The sequence below is a fragment of the Candidatus Pelagibacter sp. HIMB1587 genome, from assembly GCF_052047775.1.
In the GTDB taxonomy this organism is placed as follows: Bacteria; Pseudomonadota; Alphaproteobacteria; order Pelagibacterales; family Pelagibacteraceae; genus Pelagibacter.
This window is the reverse complement of record NZ_JBNAJJ010000002.1, coordinates 212,927-235,124: the sequence shown is the minus strand read 5'-3', so window position 1 is coordinate 235,124 and position 22,198 is coordinate 212,927. Positions and strand designations below refer to the sequence as shown.

The window sequence follows — 22,198 nt, the reverse complement described above, 5'->3', positions numbered from 1 at the left end:
ATCAAAAAAGCTTCATTTTAAACAATTTTAATCATCAAACTTGTTAGTAAATTGTGGGTATAATGTTTATAAAAAATAATCTTCTTTATTCACAAGATATAATAATACTACAATAATTTATAAGACTTTTATATGAAACCTTTAAACAAAGTAATTATTAACAAAGACACCTCATTTAATCCTTTATGGATAATGAGACAAGCAGGTCGATATTTACCTGAGTTTAGAGAAATAAGGAAAAAAAATCCTGATTTTATTAATTTATGTTTAAATGATGACTTATCAGCAGAAATAACATTACAACCATTAAAAAGATTTGATATTGACGCTGCAATAATCTTTTCAGATATTTTAATGTTACCTTACGGCCTAGGTCAAAAAGTAAAATTTGAGAAAAATTTTGGTCCCAAGTTAGAAAATCTAGATTTAAAAAAGATAGCTAAGTTGGATGAGATAGATTTTGTTCAAAAAATATATCCTGTTTATAAAGCAATTAAAAAAGTAAGCTCTGATTCAATTGTAGAAAATAAAAATACTATTGGGTTTGTCGGAGCACCTTGGACTCTTTTGGTTTATATGATTAATTTAAAATCTCCAAAAAAAGATTTGAATAAAAATTTTTTTAAAGATGAATTTTTAATAAATAGAATTTTATTACTTATAGAAAAATTTTTGAAAGTTCATATTAAAAATCAAATAGATAATGGAGCAAATGTTATTCAAATTTTTGATAGCTGGGCTGGTTTATTAGAAGAAAAAGATCTTCCAAATTATATTTACTCCCCTACTTTGAATTTAGTAGATTATGTTAAATCTTTAAAAGTACCAGTAATATGCTTTCCAAGAGAAATTAAAAATTACAAAGAATTTTGTGAAATTGTAAAACCTGACGCAATAAGCATTGATTACAATGTTGATCCAAAGAAAATACTAAAAGATGTTAAAATCCCCATACAGGGAGGTCTAGATCCTAAGGTTTTATTAACTGATTATGACAATTTGAAAAAAGAAACAAATAAGTATTTAGAAATTTTTAAAGATCATCCATATATATTTAATCTAGGGCATGGTATTCTTCCGGAAACCAATCCAGAAATGGTCGAAAATTTAATTAAAATAGTAAAAAATAGTTAAAATATGGATAAAAACCATCCACCAGTAAATTATGGAAAAACAGGCGTGCTCATAATTAATTTGGGCACACCAGATTCAACAAACTGGTTTGATATTAGGAAATATTTAAAAGAATTTTTGTCAGATAGAAGAGTGATCGAAGTAAATCCTATAATTTGGCAAATAATTTTAAATTTATTTATTCTAACTTTTAGACCTTCAAAAACCGCTAAGGCTTATAAAGAAATTTGGATGAAAAATGAAAACATGTCTCCACTTCTTTATTATACAAAAAAACAAAGTGAAAAAACCTCTCAGTCATTAAAAAAAGAAAATATCATTTTAGATTTTGCGATGAGGTATGGAAATCCAAGTATTAAAAAAAAGATACATAAATTACATGAGATGGGATGTGAAAATTTAGTAATACTACCTCTTTATCCTCAATATGCAGCAGCAACAACGGCAACAGTTTGTGATGAAGTTTATAGAACACTAATTAAAATGAGATGGCAACCTTCCCTAAAAATAATACCACATTATGAATCTAATCCATTATATATCGATGCACTAGTTAATTCGATTAATAAAAAAATTAATGAAATTAATTGGAAGCCAGATCTAATCATAGCCTCATACCACGGGATACCAAAAAAATATTTTGATAAAGGAGACCCTTATCATTGCTATTGTCATAAAACAACGAGACTTATTTCAGAAAAATTTAATTCTATAAAAATTAAGACTACTTTTCAGTCAAGATTTGGTCCACAAGAATGGTTGCAACCATATACTGATAAAACTCTAGAAAATTTACCCAGAGAGGGAACTAAGAATGTTCTAACAATTTGTCCAGGTTTTTCATCTGACTGTGTAGAAACATTAGAAGAAATATTAATTCAAGGAAAAGAAAGTTTTTTAAATGCTGGAGGATCAAATTTTGATATGGTTCCATGCTTAAATGACAATGACGATCATATATTCATGATAAAGTCTTTAATTGAAAACAATCTTTGATCAATGAATACATATTTACTATTTAAATCTCTACATTTAATAGCAGTCGTTTCTTGGATGGCTGGTCTCTTATATTTACCAAGAATTTTTGTTTATCATGTTGAGAATAAAGAAAAAAAAGAAGCCACTAATATATTTGAAGTAATGGAGAGAAAATTGTTTTTTTATATTATGCGTCCCGCAATGATATTTACTTGGTTGTTTGGATTGGTTTTGATTTATTTAAATGGAATAGAAATTTTTTTTCAGCTTTGGTTTCAAATAAAGATCGTTTTGATAGTTTTACTATCAGCCTATAATGACTTTTTAGGCAAATGTCTTGTTAGCATAAAAAATTCTACAAACACAAGATCTGCTAAATTTTTTAGAATTATTAATGAAATTCCAACTGTAATTTTAATTATTGTTGTATTTTTGGCTATTTTTAAGCCAATCTAGGGTTGAAATACTAAAATCAGTATATATATTAAACTTATTGATAAGTCCTTATCAAAAAATTAATCATGAACATTCAAGAATTAAAACTTAAATCATCTGAACAGCTTATCACTCAAGCAGAAGAACTTGGAATTGAGAATGCTAGCACATTAAGAAAACAAGAAATTCTTTTTGCTATACTTAAAAAAGTTGCAGAAAAAGAGGAAATTACTGGTGTAGGTGTTTTGCAGTTACTTCAAGATGGCTTTGGTTTTCTTAGAGCGATGGAGTCTAATTATCTTCCAGGCCCAGATGACATATATGTAAGTCCAAGTCAGATTAGAAAATTTGGTTTAAGAACCGGAGATACTGTTGAAGGGCCAGTGAGAGCCCCTAAAGAAGGTGAAAGATATTTTGCATTATTACAAGTTAGTAAAATAAATTTTGAGGAGCCAGAAAAGGCAAGACATAAAATTGCATTTGATAACTTAACCCCATTATATCCAGATAAGCAATTGGTAATGGAAATCGAAACAACTAAGGTAGAAAAAAAACCAGATCTTACTCCAAGATTAATTGATTTAGTTAGCCCAATTGGAAAAGGGCAAAGATCAATAATTATTTCACCACCAAAAGCTGGAAAGACTATGATTTTACAAAGTATTGCAAACTCAATAGCTAAAAATTATCCAGAGTGTTATTTGATAGTTTTATTAATAGATGAGCGTCCAGAGGAAGTTACAGACATGCAAAGGACTGTAAAAGGTGAAGTAATTAGCTCTACTTTTGATGAACCAGCACAAAGGCATGTGGCTGTTGCTGAAATGGTCATAGAAAAGGCTAAAAGATTAACAGAACATAAAAAAGACGTTGTAATTTTATTAGATTCTATAACAAGATTAGGAAGGGCTTATAACGCTGTAATACCAAGTTCAGGAAAAGTTTTAACAGGAGGTGTAGATGCAAACGCACTTCAGAGACCAAAAAGATTTTTTGGTGCTGCAAGGAACATCGAAGAAGGCGGCTCATTAACAATTATTTCTACAGCTTTAATCGATACGGGAAGTAGAATGGATGAGGTTATTTTTGAAGAATTTAAAGGAACAGGTAATAGTGAAACTGTTTTAGACAGAAAGATTGCTGATAAGAGAATTTATCCTGCGATTGACATAACAAAGTCGGGAACAAGAAGAGAAGAACTTTTATTTGATAAAAATGACCTTCAAAAGATGAATGTATTAAGAAGAATAATTGCTCCAATGGGTACTATGGATGCTATTGAATTTATTAATTCAAAATTAAAAGATACAAAAAATAATGCCGAGTTCTTTAATTCGATGAACAAGCCCGCTTAATTTTTAAATATATCCAAGTTCTTTCATTTCTAAACCAAGTTTATCTCTGATAAATTCTTGATCTTCACTGTTCAGATATTTCTCCCATTTGTTTTCTTTTCCTAAATTGAAAAAATTTACTTTATTTTCACCCGTATTATCCATTACGCTTTCATGAAAACCTACCTCAGTTTCTTTCTTCTTCATAACATCAAACGATGTAGAATTTATAATGTTGTTAATTTTTTTTTCATTGTAAGAAAAATCAATTAAGTTTGCTAAAAATTTTATTATTTTATTTATCTCATTTAAAGGATTTTTAATAAGATCTTCGTATTTAATTAGCAATAAATTTTGGTTCATGTTTGTCCATGATTTTAAATGATCGTTCCATGATCCTAAAATAGTAAAAATGTTGTTATCTTTTTTCATTTTCCCTAATGCACCAGTAACTGATTGTCGAGAAGTGATAAAATTTTTTGCTGTATTTTTGTCAATACTATAATGATTAGTGAATGAATTTATTAAGTTCCTTGGATCTCTAACAACATAAATCGTACCCAATGTATTGTTTTTATTTGTAAAAGCATGCTCGCCAATCTTACAATTAATGTGATGAGTTTTAAAAAACTTAACTTCTTTGTCTAAATTTATAAAGTTTTGTGATTCAATCCAATATTTTTTTATTTCATTTATATTATGAAAATCATTTGTAAAATTTTCGAAATATTTTTTATTTGGAAATTGTCGAATTTTTTTTAGTAAGTCGAAATCGAAATTACCATCATTAGAGTAAATCAATGAAGAAATTATTGATCTAACCCAAGTATTCCCACTTTTGGGATATGAAGCAATCCAAATTATCATAATTAAGTTTTACACAATTAGCCTTTTTGAAGATATAATATTTTTATGACAATCTATGCTTTATCTACTGGGCCGGGTATTTCAGGTATTGCCGTGATAAGAATTTCAGGACCAGAAACATCCAAAGTGATTGAAATATTAACAAACAAAAAATTACCTAAGCCAAGGATAGCATCGCTAAGAAAAATCAATAAAATCAATACTTCTGAGCTTATAGACGAAGGATTAATACTATGGTTTCCTGGACCTGAGAGCTACACAGGAGAAGATATGGCCGAAATACAAGTACATGGTAGCAAAGCTGTAATAGATGCCCTGCACTCCTCTATTTCTCAAATTGAAAATTGTAGATTGGCAGAACCAGGAGAATTTACAAAGCTTGCTTTTCAAAATGGAAAAATAAATTTGCTAAAAGCAGAGAGTATTGCTGATTTAATTTCATCTGAAACAGAAATTCAAAGACAACAAGCAATTAAAATTATGGACGGAAAGTCTGCTGATCTATTTAATTTTTTAAGAGAAAAGCTTTTAAAAATTTTGTCTCATGTTGAAGCTAAAATCGATTTTCCAGATGAAGATTTGCCAAAAAATATTTTGGATGAAATTAAAAATGATTCAAACGAAGTTATTAAAAAAATTGAAAAGATTTTAAATGATCAAAAAGTTGGAGAAAGAATTCGAGAAGGTTTTAAGATTGCAATTTTAGGACCCACTAATGCAGGTAAATCTAGTTTAATAAATCATTTGTCAAATAGAGATGTTGCGATTGTTTCTGAAATAGCTGGTACTACGAGAGATGTTATTGAAACTCATCTTAATATAGATGGTTATCCAGTAATAATATCTGACACCGCAGGAATAAGAGATTCTAAAGATGAGATAGAAAAAAAAGGTATTAAATTATCTTTAAATAGAGCTGAGGAAGCAGATTTAAAGCTTGTAGTGGTAGACGTAAAAAGGCCTGATTTTACTGATGTTTTGAAGGGTTTGTTAGATGAAAATGCAATTTTAGTTATAAACAAGTCTGATCTTTTAGAAAAAGAAATTGTTTCAGAAATAAAAAATATAAATCATGTTTTAATCTCAATTAAAGATAACAAAAATATTGATGAACTTATTTCAAAAATAAAAAATAATTTAAAAAATAAATTTATAACTAGTGATGATATTTTAATTACCAGAGAAAGACATAGACAACATTTAGAACAGTGTTTAGATCATTTAAATAATTTTAATCAAAAAAAAGAAATAGAAGATTTTGATAAAGCAGCAGAAGATTTAAGATTAGCTACTAGACATTTGGGAATGATAGTTGGAAAAGTTGATGTAGAGGAGATATTAGGTAGTATCTTCAACGATTTTTGTATCGGCAAGTAATCCCCTTTTTTCCTAGTTTTTAGACATTTTTTAACAAAAACTGTTGATAAATAATGCTTATTTACAAAAAATTAAGCCTGTCTTGTAAATTATGTATTCACATATAAATTCACCCCATGAAAAATGATTTGTTATTTGATGTAGTTGTAATTGGTGGAGGCCACGCTGGTTGTGAGGCAGCCGCAGCTTCTGCTCGACTAGGAGTTAACACTGCTCTATTCACCCACAAAATAGAAACTATTGGAGAGATGTCATGCAACCCAGCAATTGGTGGTTTGGGTAAAGGTCACTTAGTTCGAGAAATAGATGCACTAGATGGTGTTATGGGAGATGTTGCAGATAAGTCAGGTATACAATTTAGATTATTAAATAGAAGTAGAGGGCCAGCTGTTCGTGGACCAAGAACTCAATCAGATAGGGCATTATATCGTAAATTTATGCAAGAAAAACTGATAAACTACTGTAATTTAAGTATTTTTTCTGATCCTGTAATAAAGTTTATTTTTGATAATAATGCTATAAACGGTTTTGAAACAAAAGAAGGTAAAAAGGTTTCATGTAACAAGTTAATACTTACAACAGGAACTTTTTTAAATGGTTTGATACATATAGGTGAAGAAAGAATACCAGCAGGAAGGTATGATGAAAAACCTTCAACAGGTTTAAGTGAACAATTAGCAAAACATGATTTTAAAATTGGAAGATTAAAAACTGGAACACCTCCCAGGTTAGATGCAAGAACGATTAATTTTGAAAACCTTGAAGAACAATTTGCAGATGATGATCCTTATTATTTTTCTTTCCTGACTAAAAAAAATTTAAACAAACAAGTGTCATGTCGTATGACTTATACTAATGAGAAGGTACATAAAATTATAGAAAAAAATTTATCTAAAAGTGCAATGTACTCAGGTAATATAAAAGGAGTAGGTCCAAGATATTGTCCATCTATAGAAGATAAGATAGTAAAATTTGCAGATAAAATTCGTCATCAGATTTTTTTAGAGCCAGAAGGGCTTAATGACCACACAATTTACCCAAATGGGATCTCCACATCACTTCCAGCTGAAGTACAAGAAGAAATATGTAATAATATCAATGGTTTAGATAATGTTACTATTATAAGGCCAGGATATGCTATAGAATATGATTATATAGATCCACGTGAACTATTTTTGACTCTTGAAACAAAGAAGATCAGCAATCTTTATCTTGCTGGGCAGATTAACGGAACAACAGGATATGAAGAAGCAGCTGCGCAAGGCCTTATAGCTGGTATTAATGCAGCTTTATCCATTAAAAATTCTGAGCCTTTTATCCTTGATAGATCCGATGCCTATATTGGTGTAATGATTGATGATTTAGTTACCAAAGGAGTTGCGGAGCCATACCGTATGTTTACATCAAGAGCAGAATATCGATTAAGTTTGAGAGCAGATAATGCAGATCAAAGATTAACAGCTAAGGGAATAAAAATTGGGTTAATTGGAGAGGAAAGAAAAGCTTTATATTTGGATAAATTTGAAAAAATTGAAAAAATTAATTTAAAAATGAATAAATCTAGTATTTCACCATCTAAAGCAGAAAAATTTGGGATTAAAATAGCAAAAGACGGAATATTGAGGACTTCAAATGAAGTGCTAACTCAAAAAGACGTAAATATGAGTAAAATTAGAGAAATATGGCCTGAAATACCCTATTTTAGTAAAGAAATTGATGAACAAGTAGAAATTAATGCTCATTACAGGGGATATTTAAAAAAGCAAAAAGCAGATATTTTAGCATTTAAGAGAGATGAGAACTTAATTATTCCAGATAAAATTAATTATGATCGGCTTTCGGGTTTGTCTAATGAGGTTAAAGCTAAATTTAAAAAAATAAAGCCTAAAACTATGGGACAAGCTTTAAGAATTGATGGAATAACCCCAGCAGCTGTATATATTTTGTTGTCACACGTAAAAAGAAAGTCTATTAAGCATATAGCTTAATGGATCAAGAAATTTTAAATTCTTACTCTAGACTTAATGATCTAAATGTTTCACGTGAAACATTTTTAGACTTTGAAAACTATATATCTCTGATTCTGGAAAAAAATAAAAAAATCAACATAATTGGTCAAAATACAGCATCAAAAAATGCAATAATTGAGCGACATATTATAGATTCAGCGCAAATTATTGATTTTGTTGATTTAAATTGCAGTACAACTACAGATTTAGGCTCTGGAGCTGGTTTACCAGGAATTATAGTGGCAATTATACTAAAAAATATGAAAAATAAAATGAATGTGCATCTTTATGAAAAAAGCTACCATAAAAGCCATTTTTTGAAAGAAGTTTCAGAAAAATTAAATTTAAATACAAAAGTTTTTCAAAAAAATATTTTTGAGATAAAAAATTTAGAGACAGGAACAATTATGTCGAGAGCATTTAAACCTATGCCTGTTGTTTTAGATTTAGTTTATGAAAATTTTTCGAAATATAAAAATTTAATTTTCTTTATGGGTAAAAGTGGAAAAAAAATTTTTGAAAATTCAAAAAAAAAATGGAATTTGGAATACATAGAAAAGAAAAGTTTAACAAGTAAGGATTCATTTTTGATAAATATAAAAAAAATTAAAAAAAAAATTAAAAGGGAAATTGAAAAAAATTAAATGCAAATTATTTCAGTCATAAATCAAAAGGGTGGGGTAGGAAAAACTACAACAGTAATAAATCTTGCAGCTGGACTATCACAACATAATAAAAAAATTTTAGTTATTGATCTAGATCCCCAGGGAAATGCAACTACAGGACTTGGATTATCTAATATGGATATCTCAAGTGATACAATTTATGGAGTATTGAATGGAACTAAAGAAATTTATCAAGTAATCAAGAAGACCCAGTTCGAAAATTTAGATTTGATAACTTCTAATGTAGACTTATCAGGTCTAGAGGTTGAAACAGCTGATGATACAAACAGAGCTTTTATTTTAAAGCGTAAATTAGCCGCTTATTTAAAAGATTCTAGAGGATCATATGATTATATACTTATAGACTGCCCACCTTCACTTAGCCTGTTGACTGTTATGGCCCTTGTATGCTCAGGCTCACTTTTGGTCCCCTTGCAGACAGAATTTTTTGCTCTTGAAGGTCTAACGCAGCTTATGAAGACAATTGAAAGAATAAAAGTAAGTTTAAACCCGGAATTAAAAATAAGGGGCATACTTTTAACAATGTATGACAAAAGAAATAAATTATCTTCACAAGTTGAAAAAGAAGCAAGAGATTATTTTAGTGAAAAAGTTTACTCAACAGTAATACCAAGGAATGTTAGATTATCAGAAGCACCTTCACACGGAATGCCAGTTTTAATTTATGATAAATCATGCCCAGGTAGTAAATCTTATTTTAGTTTCACAGATGAATTTATAAATCAAGAAACATCAATAGGGAGTGCTGCTTAATGGACAAAATTAAAAAAGGTTTAGGAAGAGGTTTGTCCTCATTGATTGGTGAATCAAAAGTGGAACCCCAAACTAATCAATTGCAAGTAAGCGATCTTGTTCCAAATAAGTATCAGCCAAGAAAAATATTTGATGAAAATAATTTAATTGATCTGACAAATTCAATTAAAGAAAGGGGAATGATACAACCAATCATTGTTCGAAAATCAAATGATAGTAAAGGAAAATTTGAAATAATAGCGGGTGAGCGGAGATGGCTTGCAGCTCAAAAAGCAGGTCTTCATAATGTACCTGTTGTTATTACCGAAGCTGATGATTTAAAATCTTTAGAATTTGCAATTGTTGAAAATGTTCAAAGACATGATCTGAATCCTCTTGAAGAGGCTCAAGGTTATAAAAGATTAATTAATGAGTTTTACTATGATCAAGAAAAAGTATCAAAATTTATAGGAAAAAGCAGAAGTCATATTACAAATTCTTTAAGGCTTCTAACTCTTCCTAATGATGTGATCAAATTAATTGAAACTCAAAAATTAACTGCTGGTCATGCTAAGATTTTAGTTGGTCTTGAAAATGCTAGTTTTGTTGCATCAAAAATTCTTGAAAAAAAATTATCAGTAAGGCAAGCAGAGAATTTTGTTAAAATTTTTAAAAACAAAAAACAAAAGCCAAATAATTCTAAGGACACAAATATAATTGCTCTTGAACTATCTATTTCAAATAAAATAGGTTTAAATGTGGATATACAAAATAATAAAAGAAATAAGGGAAAAATAAGTTTTGAGTATAAAGATTTAGATCAGTTAAATAAAATAATTGATATAATTAAATCTAATTATTAGTTTTCGAACCAGATTGTGCTAATAAAAAATCAGTAAGTAAATTTAGTGAATTGTTAAAGTTTTTTTTAATTATTAATTCTAATTCATTGATTTTATAAATTAATAATTTTAATTTTTGTGGCTTCCAACTTTTAATTTGACGTTTTGTAGTTTCTTTCTCTTTCCAAAAAATTGGAGGTTTTGAAGTTGAAATTGTTAGATCAATATTTTTATTTTTTTCATATTCTTTTGAAAGTATTAATAATTTTTTTGATTTAGTTAACAAAGTTCTCAAAATAATTATACAATCATCATTTGAGTAAATATTTTCGTTTAAAATTTTTATTAATTTAATTTTGTTTTTTTCCAAACAATTATCAATTAATTCAGATATGCTGTGATTTTCAGATAAATTGATTAATTTTTTTATTATTTCATCTGTAAGTTTTTTTCCACTTTTTGAAAAATTTTCAATTTTTAATAATTCATTGTATAAAATTCCTCTATCGCCAAGGCTTTTTGTAACAATTTGATTGATATTTAATTGTGAAATAAAAATATTTCTTTTTTTAAAAAATTCGATTGCTATTTTAGAAAGTGTTTGATCATTATCTGGATAAAATGGAATACAAATCAGCTGTTTATCTTTCTCAAAATAAGATCTTAGCTTTGATTTTTTTTCAAGATTATCTGAATGAACAATAATTGTATCTGATATTCCTTTTAAATTAATTTCCTCTAAGATTTTATGAATTTTATCTGTGGCTCTTCTAATTATAAACATTTGTTTATTTGAAAATAAAGATTTATTTAAAATATTTTCTATAAATTTGTTTGAATTATCTAAGATTTCCTTTTCTTCGTATATTTCAATATCATTAAAATTCGAGCTTAATTCTTCAGTTAGTTGTCTTTTTAAACCCTCATTTCTTCCATACATTAAAATTATATTATTTTTACTTGTTTTAATTTTGTTTGCTTCAAATGACTTAATTATCATCTAGGTTCAGTAAATATAAAACTAATTTATCTTTAACAATTTCAGAAAAATTTCTTTTGATTTCTTTCTCATAATTGGATTGTTCAAATTTTTGGTCATTTTTTTTAATTTTAAAGCTCTCTTTGTAGGATACTTCTTTATTTTCTGAGATTATTATAAATTTAACAGTAAAATCTAATCTATAATCTGTAGCATCACCAGTAGCATCTTTTGTTAAAATGATTTTTTCAAATTTTGTTTCTGCGTTAATGTCAAAAACATTTTTTGAATTATTGTCAGACGCAATTTTAAAATCATTTTTAATATAATTGTTTAATTCAAAATCTCCTTCAATTTTTTTTAAATTCAAGAGCAAATCATTTTTTCCAGCAAGATATAAAGGTGAATACCCGCAGCTATAAATAAAAATTATACTTATCAGTAAAAATAACTTTTTCATTTTTAGATAATTATATTTAAAAGCTTATTTTTTATATAGATACTTTTTTTAATTTGATTTTCTTGGAGATATTTGACAATTTGCTTATCTTTTTTTGTAATATCTAAAATCTCTTCTTCAGTTTTATCAGGATCAAGTGGGATTAATCCTCTTTTCTTTCCATTAATTTGAATGACCAAATTTATTTTATCCTCTTTTGTTAATTTTTCATCATAATCTGGCCATTTAAAATTTTTTATACCCATTAACTCTAAACATTCATTTGAAAAATGTGGCAATACTGGTTGCATAGATATTAAAATTTTTTGATAATTTTCTCTAAGAGTTTCTTGCTTATAATCATTGTTAATTAGTTTTGCTACGTGAGTATACATTTCATGTAAGTTAGCTACAATTTTGTTGTAACTAAAATTTTCAAGATTTTTGGTAACTTTTTTTAAATACTTATTAGTGTATTTGGTTAACTCTTCATCAGTATCTTCTTTGTAATTTTTATTTATTTGCTCCATCATTTTTTCATTTAAATTCCATAGTTTTTGTACAAACTTGAAGGATGATGATATTCCTTCCTCTGACCATTGTACGTCTTTTTCAGGAGGGCTATCAGATAAAATAAATAATCTAGCAGCATCTGCTCCATAAATCGCAATTATATTTTCTGGATCTATTGTATTTTTTTTTGATTTTGACATTGACTCCGATGCCCCAACTTTCACAGGTTTTGTGTTGTCGGTTTTTAAATATTTTTTACCATCAATGGTTTCAATTTCTTCAGGACTAACCCAGTTATTATCTGGATCTTTATAAGTTTCATGACAAACCATTCCTTGAGTAAACAAACCATCAAAAGGCTCTTTGATATTTATTTTGTTATTATCTTTAGATATCGCTCTCATAAAAAATCTTGAATAAAGCAAATGCAAAATAGCATGTTCTACACCCCCTATATATTGGTCTACAGGCATCCAATATTTTATATCATCTTCTTTAAAACCATAATCATTCTCTTTAGGAGAACAAAATCTTAAAAAATACCAAGAGGAACAAACAAATGTATCTAGAGTATCGGTTTCACGCATCATTTTTTTTCCATCAATTATTATCTCTTTCCAATCCTTCTGATGATCTAATGGATTACCCTTTGCGTTTAGATTTATATTTTGTGGTAATTTAACAGGCAACATTGAATCTGGGATTTTATGAATTTCTCCATTTTCATCATATGCTACTGGTATTGGACATCCCCAATATCTTTGTCTTGAAACTCCCCAATCTTTTAATCTAAAATTTACTGTTTTTGACCCTAAGTTTTTTTCTTCTAAAATTTCTATTGTCTTGAGTACAGATTTGTTTGGTGCCTCTATACCATTTAAAAAATCTGAGTTTATTAAAATTCCTTCCCCAGGATATGCTTCAGTAATAACCTTATAATCGTCTTCCTTATCATGCGGTCTTACTACTGTTTTGATATCTAGATCATATTTTTTTGCAAAATCAAAATCCCTTTGGTCATGTCCAGGACAACCAAATACTGCGCCAAAGCCATAATCCATAAGTACAAAGTTCGCAAAGTATACAGGAACTTTTTGTTCTGGGTTCAGAGGATTAATTGCTTTTAAATTAGTTTTAAAACCAATCTTTTCTCCCACAGCTATAGCTTCTTCTGTTGTTCCTGTTTTTGAACACTCTTCCTTAAATTTTATAAAATCATCGTTCTTTTCATAAAATTTGGAAATTTCATGATCAGTCGAAACCGCTAAAAATGAAAATCCAAATAACGTGTCGGGTCTTGTGGTGAAACATTTTATGTTTTTAACAGGTAAATCACCCTCTATTTTGAAGTCTATTTCGCATCCAAAGGATTTACCTATCCAATTCTTTTGCATAGTCTTTACTTTTTTTGGCCAATTATCTAGTTTTTCTAAACCGTCCAATAAATCTTGAGAAAATTTTGAGATATTAAAAAACCACTGACTTAGTTTTTTTCTTTCAACAGTAGCCCCTGATCTCCATCCCTTACCATCTATCACTTGTTCATTTGCAAGTACAGTTTCATCGACTGGGTCCCAGTTAACATAGTTTTCTTTTCTATAGACTAATTTTTTATCTAGCAGCTCTAAGAAAAATTTTTGTTGATGTTTATAATAATCCTCCGAACATGTTGAAATTTCCCTGTCCCAATCAATCGATAGCCCAAGCTTTTTTAGTTGAGACTTCATTTTTGAAATATTTGATTCTGTCCAATCTTTAGGATCTAAATTGTTTTGTTTTGCTGCATTTTCTGCCGGCATCCCAAAAGAATCCCATCCCATTGGATGAAGTACATTATAACCTTGAAGTGCTTTATAACGAGCAAGCACATCCCCAATAGTATAGTTTCGTACATGACCCATGTGTATTTTCCCTGAAGGGTAGGGAAACATTTCTAAACAATAAAATTTTTTTTTATTTTTATCTACCTTGACAGAAAAACTTTTACTTTTCTCCCAGATATCTTGCCATTTTGTCTCAACTAGTTTGAAGTTGTATCTATTTACCACCTAAATTTCCAAAATTTTTAGGAAGTTTATAATCTCTTTTCGGACTCTTCTCATCAAATTCTTTTTTATAAATTGCAGCTTTTTTTAGAATTTCTTTTTTTATTTCGTTAGATAATTCGCCACTTGTTTCAGAAAATTTACAATTCAATAAAGAGTCGGTACATTCTCTATTAAAAATTTTTACATCCAAAGCGTCTGATCTTAATTCGTTAGTCAAAAATCTTATTGAAATTTTTATACTTTCATTTGGACTATTATTTTCTGAGTACCAATCTGTAACTATTATACCACCACTATAATTAACCGAGGATAAAGGCATAAAATCAATTACATCCAATGAAGCTTTCCATAAACCATTTGAGCTAGCAAATTCAAATACACCGCTTCCTTTGCTTTTCATTGAGTCTGCTAATCTGAAACCTTTACCTTCTCGAATATTTTGCTCAACCCTTTTTGCAGGATCTGCAGGTGTTTTTCTTGCATCACCTCCAGGAAGTTTGAATTTACCATCCGGCCCTTTACAGGAAATAAAGAGTAATGGTAAAACAAAAACGATAATTAAAAATTTAAAGATATTAGATAATTTCATTATATTTTTTGTGATATATCTACTATAAATCTTTAAAATATCTAATGATTTCATTAATCAAGAGTAGTATGTTGTATAAATGTTACACTTATAATTTTTTTAAATAAAATGAGGGTAAATTTAAATAAATTTAAATTTTTGAAGTTATAAATTCGATGTTTATTATTAATAATAACAACAATTAAAGGAGTAATTAATATGAACATGAAAAAAGTAGGTTTAACTGCTTTGGCAGCTTCACTTGTTTCTTTCTCAGCAAATGCTGGTGAATTAACAGTAAGTGGTGCAGCGTCTTTGAACGTAAGCCAATACAGTGGTGAAAAAGCTAATACACCAAAAACATTCAGTATGGGTGACCAAATCACTTTCTCTGGTGGTGGTGAATTAGACAATGGTATGAACGTAAGTCTATCATTTACAATAGACGATGGTGATAATGGAACAGCTGGAAGTGAATTTGATGCACATTCAATTACTGTATCAAGTGAAACTATGGGTACATTAACATTAGCTGGTGAAGGTGGAAGCTCTGCTACTACTTCAGTCGACGGATCTGTAGCTGGAGATATATGGGATGGATTTGACGGTGCAGGTACTGTTTCAACAGGTATTACTGGTGCAGCTCTAGCAGACAGTGATCCAGGGAATGAATCAATTTTCTACACTTTACCATCTATGATGGACGGTTTAAGTGTATTTGCTTCATTAAACCCACAAGAAAGTGCTGTTAACGAAACAGAAACTGGATACGGTGCAACGTACACTGGTGTTGATGGTTTATCAATTAGCTATGCTACAACTGATATCGAGTCTGGTACAACAGCTACATCAGGTGATAACACGGCCCTAAAAGCAACTTATGCTTATGGTCCAGTAACTGTAGGTTACTCTAAAGCTGATCATGACACAGGTACAAGTTCAAGTGATACTGAGTTAACAGCTTGGAATGTAGCATACACAGTAAGTGATGAACTTTCTATTTCTTACGGTGCTGAAGAATTATCAGTAGGTGGAACAACTACAGATGCAGAATATTCTGCTTTAGTAGTTGCTTACACATCTGGTGGTATGACTCTTACAGGAAAAATGGAAGAAGCTGAGAACGTAGATAATACTACATCTTCAGCAGCTGACCAAGAGTTCTGGGGTCTAACTGCAGCGTTTGCATTCTAATTTAATTTAGAACTATAATTTAAAAAAGAGGCCCCTTTAGGGGCCTTTTTTTTTATTCAAAATAAGATATTCCAGCAAACTTAGATTGATTTAATATTTTCAATTTTCTTAAGTTTTTTTTAGAAATACCACCTAGGACCACAACTTTTTTTCGTGTTAATTTTGAAAGCAGTCTAAATTTATTTATACCTAAATAATTTTTATTTTTTTTGAATAAAGAGGATAAAAATATTTCATCAACTTTTTGTAGTTCTTTAATTTTAATTTCTTTTAGATTATGTGCTGATCCAACAATTTTAAATTTTTTTTTAAATGAATAGGATAAATGTTTAATATTTTTGTTAAATGATGGGATATATGCTCCATCTAAATCTAGTCTTATTGCAAGTTTAATGTTGTTAGACAGATAAAATTTTATCTTTTTTTTCTTACAATAGTTTTTAATTTTTGAAACAAGTTTTTCATCCACCATTTTTGATGAATAGTTTCTGTAGATAATGATTGTTTGTTTGTCTTGTTTATAAATATTGTTTGTTTCAAATTTATTTATGAAGTAATATTTAGTATTTTTATGCATAACACTGTTAAAAATTTATTAGATATTGATAATAATATTCAAATTTCTCTCGATAGATTAAATATTAAAAGTAGTCCTAAAATTATAGCAGTATCTAAAACTTTTAGTATTGATAAAATTTTACCACTTATAGAACATGGACATATTGATTTTGGTGAAAATAAAGTCCAAGAAGCAAGTGAAAAATGGACAAATATTAAAAAAAACAATAATCATATAAAACTCCATATGATTGGAAAATTACAGACAAACAAAGTAAAAAATGCAGTAAGAATATTTGATTATATCCATTCCGTTGATAGTGCAAAACTTGCAAAAAAAATTGTTGATGAACAAAATAAAATAAATAAAAAAATGAAAGTTTTTTTACAGATAAACATAGGTGAAGAAGACCAAAAATCAGGTATTAAAGGAGCAGAAACAAATCAATTGGTTTCTTATTGTAAAGAAATTGGATTAGATTTAATTGGTTTAATGTGTATTCCTCCAGCAAACGTTGATCCTACTAAATATTTTGAAGAGATGAATAAACTTAATAAATCTTTTGGTTTCAGTGAGTTAAGCATGGGCATGTCGTCTGATTATCTTATTGCTGCTAAACATTTTGCTACGTACGTTAGAGTTGGATCTAGTATTTTTGGTAATAGAAATTAAAAAATTTTAATCTTAGAATTTTTTTTGATTAATTTAAGTAAAATTAAAAAATCCTTTTTTTTTAAAGCAACACATCCAGCGGTGGGTCTAAAATCTTTTGTTAAGTGGATAAAAATGCAACTTCCTAGACCTTTAATAGGTGTTTCGAAGTTATATTTAATTGGTATCATTAAATCATATTTGTGATCTTTTCTCATTAATTTTTCATGTCTAATTTTTTTTTCAATTTTGATAAGCTTGTTATATTTTTTAGGAAAACCAATATCATCACACCAACCCATATTTTTTTTTATTTCAACACATTCTAGAGAAGTTGATGGTTTTTTTATACGGTCTCTTCTGAAGTAAAGGTGTTCAAGTTTAAAGGTTCCTTTTGGTGTTTTTTTGTCTCCCTCTTTCTTATTCTTTGTTGATCCTTTTTTTCCTATACAACAGTTAAATTTAAACTCATCTATCTGAAGAGTATGTTTATTTTTTACCAAAATTGTCATATTCTATAATAGTGTTAGCTCAGAATTTAATAATTTATAAATTTCCAGTATTATATCATATTCTTGAAGAACTTTGCTTAGATTTAAATTTTAATATTTTATATGCAGATAATGAAAATATTTTAAATGATAAATTAAAAAATCTTGATAATTATTTGGTTATAACAAAAGAAGAAAAACCAAACATTAATCGTCAGTTTGTTTTAAAACAAACACCCGCTAGTGTTTATAAATTAGTAGAAAAAATCAACATTGAATTTCTAAAAGTGCAGTTTAATAACCAATCAGAAGTAAAAGTAAAAAATTATATTATCGATTTAAATTCTAGAGAAATGTTATTAAAAAACACCAAGCTTAGATTGACTGAAAAAGAAATTAATACAATTATATTTTTATCAAAATCAAATAAACCAGTTAGTATTGATGATTTACAAGAAAAAGTTTGGAGTTATCAATCTGATATAGAAACACATACTGTAGAAACCCACATATATCGATTAAGAAAAAAAATTTTAAACACTTTTGAGGACAATGAATTTATAATAAGTAAAAAAAATGGATATCAAATTAAATAAAAAAAATCCAATTGCTAAAAATTTATTTTCTAAAAAGTATAAATCAAAAACAATAAAGCCTAAAAAAGGTAAGGGGAGTTTTAAAAGAAAGAAAAGTTAAATCTAAAGCCTTGCCCCAATTTGTTGGATTACTTTTGATGACATTTCTGTACCTTTTTTTAGACATTCTTTTGTTGATAGCTTGTTTATGTGACCATGTAAAAATCCTGCTGCAAACAGATCGCCTGCGCCTGTAAGATCAACTATTTTTAAATTTTTTTGTATACCATTCTCAACAACTTCATCTCCATTAACTGCAACTGCACCTTTTTCACCTCTGGTTATAACAACCAAGCTATTAAGTTTTTTTGAAAAATTTATAACTTCTTCAAAATTTTTTGCGTCAATTAATGAGGTAATTTCTTGTTCGTTAGCAAAAGTTATATTGAGTTTGTTTTGAACTAAGTTTAAAAAATGAGGTTTGTGTCTATCGACACAAAATAGATCTGAAAGAGACATTGCTACTTTATTTGCATTATTTATAGCTTTATCAAATGCTTTTTTGGGTTCTCCTTCATCCCATAAATAACCTTCTAAAAATATCATCTCACTTTTTTTAATAGCATCAGAACTAATATCATTTTCATTAATTTTTCCTGCTGTACCTAAGAAGGTGCACATTGTTCTTTCTGAATCTGGAGTTACTAATATTAAACAAGTCCCTGTTGGTAATTTTTCCTTCTTTTTTGAATACAAATACTTTACGTTTTCTTTTTTTAATCCTTCTTCATAATTACTACCAAATTCATCATCTGATATTTTTCCTATAAAACCAACCTCATCACCAAGCTGAGATATACCAACGATTGAGTTTGCAACCGATCCCCCAGAAACTGTTTTTTCAATCTTTAGATTCGTTAATAAGTTTTTGAATTCATTTTCATCAAAAAATAATTTCATTGTACTTTTTGTAAGGTTATTTTGATCAATAAAATTGTCATCAACTTTACAAATGACATCCACAATAGCGTTTCCTATTCCTAAAATTTTCATGTTAAGCTTTTTTGGTAATAACAGGTTTTTTTCTATTTGGGTAGCAAGTAGTACATATTTTGCAGCTCATTCCATAACAATCTCTTGCTTTACAATATTCTCTACCATAAAAGATTATTTGGAGATGAAGTTTAGACCAGTTTTTTTTAGGAAATATTCTCTTTAAATCTTTTTCAGTTTGAACTACATTTTTTCCATTTGTTAAACCCCAACGTTGTGCAAGTCTGTGAATATGAGTGTCAACAGCAAAAGCTGGATATCCAAAACCTTGGGACATCACAACACTCGCTGTTTTGTGTCCCACACCAGGTAATTTTTCCAGTTCTTCAAAAGTTTTAGGCACTTTACCTTTGTGCCTTTCCAGCACTTGTTTTGACATTAAGTAAATACTTTTGGCTTTGACTCTAAAAATCCCAATTTTTTTTATTAATTTTTCAATTTTTTTTCTCCCTAACTTTACAAAATGCTCAGGCTTATAGTATTTTGGATATATATCTTTCGTTACATTGTTGACGTTTACATCAGTACATTGTGCAGACAGTAAAACTGAAATTAAAAGAGTGAAAGTATTTTTACTTTTTAAAGGAACTGGTGCTTTAGGGTAAATTTTATTTAAAGTTTTAATAATTACTTTTGCTTTTTGTTTTTCATTCATTATGAAAAGTTAAGCAAATCTCTCATTGAATATAATCCTGGTTTTTTTTTCATTAACCATTTAGAAGCAGTTAAAGCTCCATCCGAGTAAAGTGCTCTGTCAAAAGCTTCATGGTTTAATGTAATTATCTCTTTTCCACTTGAGAATTTTACTTCATGTTCACCAATAATTTCACCTTTTCTAATTGAGTTAAAATTAATTTTTTTTCCATAAGGAAAAGATTTATTATTTAAGAATTTCTTACCAATCAAATTATATAAATTTTTATTTTTTCCATCAGCAATTCCTTTCCCAAGCATTAATGCTGTTCCAGATGGGTAGTCTTTTTTATGTTTGTGGTGTACTTCAAATATTTTGCTTAAGTATTCTTCATTTAGTGATTTAGAGGCAATTTCAGTTAGATACATTAATAAATTTACACCTAAACTCATGTTACCAGCTTTTAAAATAGGAATTTTTTTTGAATATTTTTTAATTTGATTTTCTTGGGCTCTAGTAAATCCAGTAGTTCCAATTACTACTTTCTTTTTTAATTTTGATGCTATTTTTAATATTTCAAGCGTACAATTTGGTACCGTAAAATCAATAATTACATCTGTTTTCTTAAATGCTTTATCTGAATTTAGTTCAGGTTTAATTCTATCAAATTTTTTATTTATCATTCTATTTTCTGTAAGTGTAACTAACTTGAAATTTTTATTTTTCTTAGAGGACTTAATGAGTTGTTGACCCATTCTTCCCATACATCCTGAAATAGCTAAATTAATTTTTTTCATTAAGTGATAAAATATAGAATTATCATAAGAATAATTATAATGACACCCCAAATACTTAAATTTTTAAAAAATATCTTTTTCTTAAAGTTTAATTTTATGAAGCTAGGTAAAATTAGAATTAGTATTAATATTAAAGCTATTGATGGAATTATTTCCTTTATACCCATAATTTAATTTTTCCAAAAATCTTTTGCTTTTTGGAAAAATTTTTTAATACTTGGATTTGACTTGTCGTTTTCTATTTCTCTAAATTGTTCTAATAATTCTTTCTGTTTTTTGTTTAAATATACTGGCACTTCTGTTTTTACTTGAACATATAGATCACCAAAATCACCTCTTCTCATAAATGGCATTCCTTTGCCTTTTAATCTAAATTGTTTACCGTTTTGAGTTCCATCTGGAATTTTTATTTTTGCTCGTCCACCATCAATTGTTGGGATTTCAATTGTAGTCCCAAGAGCCGCATCAGCAAGTGATAGTGGAAATTCAAAAAATAGGTTTTCATCTGATCTTTTAAATAATTCGTGAGAATAAACATTGATAAATAAATATAAATCACCTGTAGCCCCACCTCTGCTACCAGCTTCACCCTTTCCGGCAAGCCTTATTCTTGTTCCATCGTCCACTCCTTTAGGAATTGTTACAGATATTTTTTTGGAAGCTTGTTTTTTGCCCTGACCATTACAATCATTGCATGGATTAGTGATTTCCTCGCCATTACCATTACATTGTGGACATGTTTGTTGAACTGTAAAGAAACCTTGGTTAGATCTTATTCTTCCATTTCCTCCACAATATGAACACCTGTCTGGAGAATAGCCTGGTTCTGAACCATTGCCTTTGCAAGTTCCACATTGTTCAGTAGTTGCAAATTTTATATCTTGTTTTTTTCCGTGATAAGCTTCTTCTAATGAAATAGATAAATCGTACCTTAAATCTGAACCTCTGTTATTAGACCTTCTGTTTCTTGACCTTCCTCCACTACCAAAATCTCCAAAGAAATCCTCAAAAATATCTGAAAAATCAGCTCCACTAAAACCACCAAAACCTCCACCTGGTCTACCACCACCATTTTCAAATGCAGCATGTCCAAAGTTATCGTAGTTTTGTTTTTTTTCTTTGTCTGAAAGTATTCCGTAAGCTTCACTAGCCTCTTTAAACTTTTCTTCAGCCTTTGAATCACCTGGATTTTTATCTGGATGATATTTAACTGCTAGCTTTCTATACGCAGATTTTAGTTCATCAGGACTTGCGCTCTTATTAACGCCTAGGACATCATAATAGTCTTTTTTAGCCATCAAAT

23 protein-coding genes are annotated in these 22,198 nt (G+C 28.6%); 12 read left to right on the top strand and 11 right to left on the bottom strand.

Going from position 1 to position 22,198, the window contains the following annotated elements:
* The first annotated feature begins 132 nt into the window (after positions 1-132).
* The 4 genes from hemE to rho all read left to right on the top strand — a co-directional run bounded on the left by hemE (position 133) and on the right by rho (position 3,902).
* A complete protein-coding gene (gene hemE, locus ACTTBE_RS05705) occupies positions 133-1,134 on the top strand; it encodes a uroporphyrinogen decarboxylase (RefSeq protein WP_440677545.1) in 1,002 nt (333 codons plus the stop codon).
* Between the two features lie 3 nt (positions 1,135-1,137).
* On the top strand, positions 1,138-2,130 hold the full coding sequence (hemH, locus tag ACTTBE_RS05700) for a ferrochelatase (RefSeq protein WP_440677544.1): 993 nt from the start codon (positions 1,138-1,140) through the stop codon (positions 2,128-2,130).
* A gap of 3 nt (positions 2,131-2,133) precedes the next feature.
* On the top strand, positions 2,134-2,568 hold the full coding sequence (gene hemJ / locus ACTTBE_RS05695) for a protoporphyrinogen oxidase HemJ (RefSeq protein ID WP_440677543.1): 435 nt from the start codon (positions 2,134-2,136) through the stop codon (positions 2,566-2,568).
* A 65-nt stretch (positions 2,569-2,633) separates the two neighbouring features.
* Complete coding sequence (gene rho / locus ACTTBE_RS05690; protein WP_440677542.1) at positions 2,634-3,902, top strand: transcription termination factor Rho; 1,269 nt, start codon at positions 2,634-2,636, stop codon at positions 3,900-3,902.
* 3 nt (positions 3,903-3,905) lie between these two features.
* Here rho and ACTTBE_RS05685 read toward each other — a convergent pair whose 3' ends face one another.
* Positions 3,906-4,748, bottom strand: a complete 843-nt coding sequence (locus ACTTBE_RS05685) for a sulfotransferase domain-containing protein (RefSeq protein ID WP_440677541.1) — start codon at positions 4,746-4,748, stop codon at positions 3,906-3,908.
* Between the two features lie 45 nt (positions 4,749-4,793).
* On the opposite strand from ACTTBE_RS05685, the gene mnmE reads away from it, so the two are divergent.
* The 5 genes from mnmE to ACTTBE_RS05660 all read left to right on the top strand — a co-directional run bounded on the left by mnmE (position 4,794) and on the right by ACTTBE_RS05660 (position 10,415).
* A complete protein-coding gene (gene mnmE, locus ACTTBE_RS05680) occupies positions 4,794-6,125 on the top strand; it encodes a tRNA uridine-5-carboxymethylaminomethyl(34) synthesis GTPase MnmE (protein WP_440677540.1) in 1,332 nt (443 codons plus the stop codon).
* Positions 6,126-6,241: 116 nt separating this feature from the next.
* Positions 6,242-8,113 carry a tRNA uridine-5-carboxymethylaminomethyl(34) synthesis enzyme MnmG gene (gene mnmG, locus ACTTBE_RS05675; protein ID WP_440677539.1) on the top strand — a complete coding sequence of 624 codons (1,872 nt, stop codon included), beginning with the start codon at positions 6,242-6,244 and terminating at the stop codon, positions 8,111-8,113.
* Positions 8,113-8,778: a 16S rRNA (guanine(527)-N(7))-methyltransferase RsmG gene (locus ACTTBE_RS05670; protein WP_440677538.1), complete on the top strand. Its 666-nt coding sequence runs from the start codon at positions 8,113-8,115 to the stop codon at positions 8,776-8,778. Before mnmG ends, ACTTBE_RS05670 begins: the two co-directional genes overlap by 1 nt.
* On the top strand, positions 8,779-9,573 hold the full coding sequence (locus ACTTBE_RS05665; protein WP_440677537.1) for a ParA family protein: 795 nt from the start codon (positions 8,779-8,781) through the stop codon (positions 9,571-9,573).
* Positions 9,573-10,415, top strand: coding sequence for a ParB/RepB/Spo0J family partition protein (locus tag ACTTBE_RS05660; protein ID WP_440677536.1), 843 nt, complete (start codon positions 9,573-9,575; stop codon positions 10,413-10,415). Before ACTTBE_RS05665 ends, ACTTBE_RS05660 begins: the two co-directional genes overlap by 1 nt.
* Here ACTTBE_RS05660 and holA read toward each other — a convergent pair.
* From holA to ACTTBE_RS05640, 4 genes are read right to left on the bottom strand one after another with little or no spacing between them, the layout of a single operon-like run.
* Complete coding sequence (gene holA / locus ACTTBE_RS05655; RefSeq protein ID WP_440677535.1) at positions 10,405-11,394, bottom strand: DNA polymerase III subunit delta; 990 nt, start codon at positions 11,392-11,394, stop codon at positions 10,405-10,407. The two genes, ACTTBE_RS05660 and holA, sit on opposite strands and share 11 nt — an antisense overlap.
* On the bottom strand, positions 11,384-11,833 hold the full coding sequence (locus tag ACTTBE_RS05650) for a hypothetical protein (protein ID WP_440677534.1): 450 nt from the start codon (positions 11,831-11,833) through the stop codon (positions 11,384-11,386). Before ACTTBE_RS05650 ends, holA begins: the two co-directional genes overlap by 11 nt.
* Before the next feature lie 2 nt (positions 11,834-11,835).
* Complete coding sequence (leuS, locus tag ACTTBE_RS05645) at positions 11,836-14,373, bottom strand: leucine--tRNA ligase (protein ID WP_440677533.1); 2,538 nt, start codon at positions 14,371-14,373, stop codon at positions 11,836-11,838.
* Positions 14,363-14,962 (bottom strand): DUF3576 domain-containing protein, encoded by a 600-nt coding sequence (locus ACTTBE_RS05640; RefSeq protein ID WP_440677532.1) that lies wholly within the window; start codon positions 14,960-14,962, stop codon positions 14,363-14,365. Before ACTTBE_RS05640 ends, leuS begins: the two co-directional genes overlap by 11 nt.
* Positions 14,963-15,166: 204 nt before the next feature.
* On the opposite strand from ACTTBE_RS05640, the gene ACTTBE_RS05635 reads away from it, so the two are divergent.
* Positions 15,167-16,135, top strand: a complete 969-nt coding sequence (locus tag ACTTBE_RS05635) for a porin (protein WP_440677531.1) — start codon at positions 15,167-15,169, stop codon at positions 16,133-16,135.
* Positions 16,136-16,187: 52 nt separating this feature from the next.
* Here the strand turns inward: ACTTBE_RS05635 and ACTTBE_RS05630 are convergent, their stop codons facing one another.
* Entirely contained in the window at positions 16,188-16,712 is a 525-nt protein-coding gene (locus tag ACTTBE_RS05630; protein ID WP_440677530.1) for a thiamine phosphate synthase, read from the bottom strand.
* Here ACTTBE_RS05630 and ACTTBE_RS05625 point away from each other — a divergent pair.
* Positions 16,707-17,366 carry a YggS family pyridoxal phosphate-dependent enzyme gene (locus ACTTBE_RS05625; protein WP_440677529.1) on the top strand — a complete coding sequence of 220 codons (660 nt, stop codon included), beginning with the start codon at positions 16,707-16,709 and terminating at the stop codon, positions 17,364-17,366. The two genes, ACTTBE_RS05630 and ACTTBE_RS05625, sit on opposite strands and share 6 nt — an antisense overlap.
* On the opposite strand, the gene ACTTBE_RS05620 is transcribed toward ACTTBE_RS05625, so the two are convergent.
* Entirely contained in the window at positions 17,363-17,857 is a 495-nt protein-coding gene (locus ACTTBE_RS05620; RefSeq protein WP_440677528.1) for a L,D-transpeptidase family protein, read from the bottom strand. The two genes, ACTTBE_RS05625 and ACTTBE_RS05620, sit on opposite strands and share 4 nt — an antisense overlap.
* Positions 17,858-17,868: 11 nt before the next feature.
* Between ACTTBE_RS05620 and ACTTBE_RS05615 the strand changes: the two genes are divergently transcribed.
* Positions 17,869-18,432, top strand: a complete 564-nt coding sequence (locus ACTTBE_RS05615) for a winged helix-turn-helix domain-containing protein (RefSeq protein ID WP_440677527.1) — start codon at positions 17,869-17,871, stop codon at positions 18,430-18,432.
* 102 nt (positions 18,433-18,534) lie between these two features.
* Here ACTTBE_RS05615 and ACTTBE_RS05610 read toward each other — a convergent pair whose 3' ends face one another.
* The 4 genes from ACTTBE_RS05610 to dnaJ all read right to left on the bottom strand — a co-directional run bounded on the left by ACTTBE_RS05610 (position 18,535) and on the right by dnaJ (position 22,193).
* A complete protein-coding gene (locus tag ACTTBE_RS05610; protein ID WP_440677526.1) occupies positions 18,535-19,464 on the bottom strand; it encodes an adenosine kinase in 930 nt (309 codons plus the stop codon).
* Position 19,465: 1 nt separating this feature from the next.
* Positions 19,466-20,119: an endonuclease III gene (gene nth, locus ACTTBE_RS05605; RefSeq protein WP_440677525.1), complete on the bottom strand. Its 654-nt coding sequence runs from the start codon at positions 20,117-20,119 to the stop codon at positions 19,466-19,468.
* Positions 20,119-20,895 carry a 4-hydroxy-tetrahydrodipicolinate reductase gene (dapB, locus tag ACTTBE_RS05600; RefSeq protein ID WP_440677524.1) on the bottom strand — a complete coding sequence of 259 codons (777 nt, stop codon included), beginning with the start codon at positions 20,893-20,895 and terminating at the stop codon, positions 20,119-20,121. Before dapB ends, nth begins: the two co-directional genes overlap by 1 nt.
* A 170-nt stretch (positions 20,896-21,065) precedes the next feature.
* Positions 21,066-22,193, bottom strand: a complete 1,128-nt coding sequence (gene dnaJ, locus ACTTBE_RS05595) for a molecular chaperone DnaJ (RefSeq protein ID WP_440677523.1) — start codon at positions 22,191-22,193, stop codon at positions 21,066-21,068.
* Positions 22,194-22,198 lie beyond the last annotated feature (5 nt).